Source organism: Streptomyces sp. NPDC000983, assembly GCF_040299205.1.
In the GTDB taxonomy this organism is placed as follows: domain Bacteria; phylum Actinomycetota; class Actinomycetes; order Streptomycetales; family Streptomycetaceae; genus Streptomyces.
Genome location: NZ_JBEPBM010000110.1, coordinates 1 through 2827 on the forward strand (window position 1 = coordinate 1; position 2827 = coordinate 2827).

General features: G+C 71.8%; 3 protein-coding genes. All 3 read left to right on the plus strand.

What is annotated here, in order from left to right:
• Positions 1–1076: sulfate adenylyltransferase subunit 1 (locus ABT296_RS38500; RefSeq protein WP_351934793.1), on the plus strand; the 1076-nt coding region annotated here is incomplete at its 5' end.
• Positions 1077–1191: 115 nt separating this feature from the next.
• Positions 1192–2292 (plus strand): ABC transporter substrate-binding protein, encoded by a 1101-nt coding sequence (locus ABT296_RS38505; protein ID WP_351934795.1) that lies wholly within the window; start codon positions 1192–1194, stop codon positions 2290–2292.
• Between the two features lie 40 nt (positions 2293–2332).
• Positions 2333–2827 (plus strand): ABC transporter ATP-binding protein (locus ABT296_RS38510; RefSeq protein ID WP_351934797.1); only part of this gene is annotated, 495 nt, incomplete at its 3' end.

Genomic DNA, 2827 nt, shown 5'->3' on the forward strand with positions numbered 1-2827 from the left:
TCGCCACCCCCCGACGCCGCTTCATCCTCGCCGACACCCCCGGCCACGTTCAGTACACCCGCAACATGGTCACCGGCGCCTCCACCGCCGAACTGACGGTCATCCTCATCGACGCCCGCAACGGCGTCGTCGAACAGACCCGCAGGCACGCGGCGCTCGCCGCGCTGCTGCGCGTCCCGCACGTCGTCCTCGCCGTCAACAAGATGGACCTCGTCGGCTACCAGGAGGCCGTGTTCGCCTCCATCGCCGAGGAGTTCACCGCGTACGCGACGGAGCTGGGCGTCCCCGAGGTCACCGCGATCCCGATCTCGGCCCTCGAGGGCGACAACGTGGTGGAGCCGTCCGCCCACATGGACTGGTACGGCGGCCCGACGGTGCTGGAGCACCTGGAGACCGTGCCGGTCACCCACGACCTGAGCCACTGCCACGCGCGGCTGCCCGTGCAGTACGTGATCCGCCCGCAGACCGCCGAGCACCCCGACTACCGCGGCTACGCGGGCCAGATCGCGGCGGGCTCGTTCCGGGTCGGCGAGGCCGTCACCGTGCTGCCGTCCGGCCGTACCTCCCGGATCTCCGGGATCGACCTGCTCGGCAAGCCGGTCGACGTCGCCTGGACCACGCAGTCGGTGACCGTCCTGCTGGAGGACGACGTCGACATCTCCCGCGGTGACCTGCTGGTGCCGACCAAGGACGCCCCGGCCACCACCCAGGACCTCGAGGCCACCGTCTGCCATGTCGCCGACCAGCCGCTCACCGTCGGCCACCGGGTGCTCCTCAAGCACGGCACCCGCACGGTCAAGGCGATCGTGAAGGACATCCCGTCCCGGCTCACGCTGGACGACCTGTCCCTGCACCCGCACCCGGGCCGGCTCGTCGCCAACGACATCGGCCGGGTGAAGATCCGTACCGCCGAGCCGCTGCCGGTCGACTCCTACGCCGACTCCCGGCGCACGGGCTCGTTCATCCTGATCGACCCGAGCGACGGCACCACGCTCACCGCCGGCATGGTCGGTGAGTCCTTCGCCTCCCCCGAGCCCGTCAAGGACGCGGCCGAGGACGACGGCTGGGACTTCTGACCGTGTGCCCCCGGGGCGGAGCGGCCGCAGGCCCCAGCCGCCCCCCGTACGTCCGCCGTTCCCCCGGCCGCGCCTGAACCGGGCGCCGGCCGGGCCACCGAGAGGAACCTCTCCCGTGTCTGCCTCCCCCGCCCCGCGCCGTACCCTCGCGGTACTGGCCGTACTGCCGCTGGCGTTCGCCGCCGCGTGCGGCTACGGCTCCCAGGCGGTGGAGAACACCGAGCGGGCGATCCCGGGGGCGGCGAGGACCGACGGTCTGGACTCGGTGCGCATCGGCTACTTCGGGAACCTCACCCACGCCACCGCCCTGGTCGGGCGGCACGAGGGGATCTTCCAGAAGGAGCTGGGCGGTACGACGGTGAAGTACGCCGCCTTCAACGCCGGCCCCTCGGAGATCGAGGCGCTGAACTCGGGGTCGATCGACATCGGCTGGATCGGGCCGTCCCCCGCGGTCAACGGGTACGTCAAGGCGCACGGCGAGAACCTGCGGATCATCTCCGGCTCCGCCTCCAGCGGGGTGAAGCTGGTCGTGAACCCGGAGAAGGTCGAGTCCCTCAAGGACGTCAAGGGCAAGCGGATCGCCACTCCGCAGCTGGGCAACACCCAGGACGTGGCCTTCCTGAACTGGGCCGCAGAGCAGGGCTGGAAGGTCGACGCGCAGAGCGGCACCGGTGACGTGTCGGTGGTCCGCTCCGACAACAAGGTCACGCCCGACCTCTACCGGTCCGGGTCGATCGACGGTGCCTGGGTGCCGGAGCCGACCGCCTCCAAGCTGGTCGCCGAGGGCGGGAAGGTGCTGCTGGACGAGTCCGACCTGTGGCCGGACCAGGAGTTCGTGATCACCAACGTGATCGTGTCGCAGACCTTCCTCGACGAGCACCCGAAGGCCGTGGAGGCCGTACTGCGGGCCTCCGTCGAGTCGAACCGCTGGATCGCCGCCCACCCGGACGAGGCGAAGGCCGCGGCCAACGCCCAGCTCGCCGCGGACACCGGCAAGGCCCTGCCCGCCGACGTCGTCGACGCGGCCTGGCCCTCGATCGACTTCACCGACGATCCGCTGGCCGCCACGCTGCGCACCCAGGCACGGCAGGCGGTGAAGGCCGGTCTGCTCGAACGGCCCGACCTCAACGGCATCTACGACCTCGCCCCGCTGAACCGGGTCCTCGACGCCGAGGGCCGGGACGCGGTCGACGACGCCGGTCTCGGCGCCCGGTGACCCCGCAGCCCATCCGATGAGTTCCCAGGAGGTGACGACCATGGCAACCACCCTCGCCAAGGCCGCCGGCACGGATGCGTCCGTGGGGCACGCCGCGCGCATCGAGCACGTCTCGAAGTCCTTCGCCGGTCCCGCCGGACAGCAGCTCGTCCTGGACGACATCTCCCTCGATGTCGCCCCCGGCGAGTTCGTCACCCTCCTCGGGGCCTCCGGCTGCGGCAAGTCCACCCTGCTCAACCTGGTCGCCGGCCTGGACCGGCCCAGCGCCGGCACGATCAGCACCGACGGACGTCCGGCGCTGATGTTCCAGGAGCACGCCCTGTTCCCGTGGCTGACCGCGGGCAAGAACATCGAACTCGCGCTGAAGCTGCGCGGGGTGGCGAAGGCGGAGCGGCGCGGCCGGGCCGAGGAACTGCTGGCGCTGGTCCGGCTGGGCGGGGCCTACGGCAAGCGGGTGCACGAGCTGTCGGGCGGTATGCGCCAGCGGGTCGCCCTGGCGCGGGCGCTGGCCCAGGACAGCCGGCTGCTGCTGATG